Raw genomic sequence first — 1,748 nt, 5'->3', positions numbered from 1 at the left:
GCTCTTTAACAATTTATCAGACAATCTGTGTGGGCACTCGCAGGATTGATATCAACGTCTCCGGACGTAAAAAATATCAAGTCTCACGAGTGAACACATAATGAAATTCATTATGACGTTTTACAGATGAGCATCGCTGAACTGGTTTCAGCAAATCAAACTTTAAATTGAAGAGTTTGATCATGGCTCAGATTGAACGCTGGCGGCAGGCCTAACACATGCAAGTCGAACGGTAGCACAGAGAGCTTGCTCTCGGGTGACGAGTGGCGGACGGGTGAGTAATGCCTGGGAAACTGCCCGATGGAGGGGGATAACTACTGGAAACGGTAGCTAATACCGCATAACGTCTTCGGACCAAAGTGGGGGACCTTCGGGCCTCACACCATCGGATGTGCCCAGGTGGGATTAGCTAGTAGGTGGGGTAATGGCTCACCTAGGCGACGATCCCTAGCTGGTCTGAGAGGATGACCAGCCACACTGGAACTGAGACACGGTCCAGACTCCTACGGGAGGCAGCAGTGGGGAATATTGCACAATGGGCGCAAGCCTGATGCAGCCATGCCGCGTGTATGAAGAAGGCCTTCGGGTTGTAAAGTACTTTCAGCGGGGAGGAAGGCGGTGAAGTTAATAGCTTCATCGATTGACGTTACCCGCAGAAGAAGCACCGGCTAACTCCGTGCCAGCAGCCGCGGTAATACGGAGGGTGCAAGCGTTAATCGGAATTACTGGGCGTAAAGCGCACGCAGGCGGTCTGTCAAGTCGGATGTGAAATCCCCGGGCTTAACCTGGGAACTGCATTCGAAACTGGCAGGCTAGAGTCTTGTAGAGGGGGGTAGAATTCCAGGTGTAGCGGTGAAATGCGTAGAGATCTGGAGGAATACCGGTGGCGAAGGCGGCCCCCTGGACAAAGACTGACGCTCAGGTGCGAAAGCGTGGGGAGCAAACAGGATTAGATACCCTGGTAGTCCACGCCGTAAACGATGTCGACTTGGAGGTTGTTCCCTTGAGGAGTGGCTTCCGGAGCTAACGCGTTAAGTCGACCGCCTGGGGAGTACGGCCGCAAGGTTAAAACTCAAATGAATTGACGGGGGCCCGCACAAGCGGTGGAGCATGTGGTTTAATTCGATGCAACGCGAAGAACCTTACCTACTCTTGACATCCAGAGAACTTAGCAGAGATGCTTTGGTGCCTTCGGGAACTCTGAGACAGGTGCTGCATGGCTGTCGTCAGCTCGTGTTGTGAAATGTTGGGTTAAGTCCCGCAACGAGCGCAACCCTTATCCTTTGTTGCCAGCGGTTCGGCCGGGAACTCAAAGGAGACTGCCAGTGATAAACTGGAGGAAGGTGGGGATGACGTCAAGTCATCATGGCCCTTACGAGTAGGGCTACACACGTGCTACAATGGCGCATACAAAGAGAAGCGACCTCGCGAGAGCAAGCGGACCTCATAAAGTGCGTCGTAGTCCGGATTGGAGTCTGCAACTCGACTCCATGAAGTCGGAATCGCTAGTAATCGTAGATCAGAATGCTACGGTGAATACGTTCCCGGGCCTTGTACACACCGCCCGTCACACCATGGGAGTGGGTTGCAAAAGAAGTAGGTAGCTTAACCTTCGGGAGGGCGCTTACCACTTTGTGATTCATGACTGGGGTGAAGTCGTAACAAGGTAACCGTAGGGGAACCTGCGGTTGGATCACCTCCTTACCTGAAGATACTTTCCCGCGAAGTGCTCACACAGATTGTCTGAT

The 1,748-nt window shown here is 52.9% G+C and carries 1 rRNA gene; it reads left to right on the top strand.

Annotation, left to right across the window (positions count from 1 at the left end):
- Window positions 1-164 precede the first annotated feature (164 nt).
- Window positions 165-1,704 (top strand): 16S ribosomal RNA (locus PSSD_RS25835).
- Window positions 1,705-1,748: the final 44 nt, after the last annotated feature.

Origin of the sequence: Type-D symbiont of Plautia stali (assembly GCF_001485335.1) — a bacterium.
Classification (GTDB): domain Bacteria; phylum Pseudomonadota; class Gammaproteobacteria; order Enterobacterales; family Enterobacteriaceae; genus Pantoea; species Pantoea vagans_C.
The sequence above is the reverse complement of the archived record's forward strand: the minus strand, read 5'-3'. Positions and strand labels throughout refer to the sequence as shown.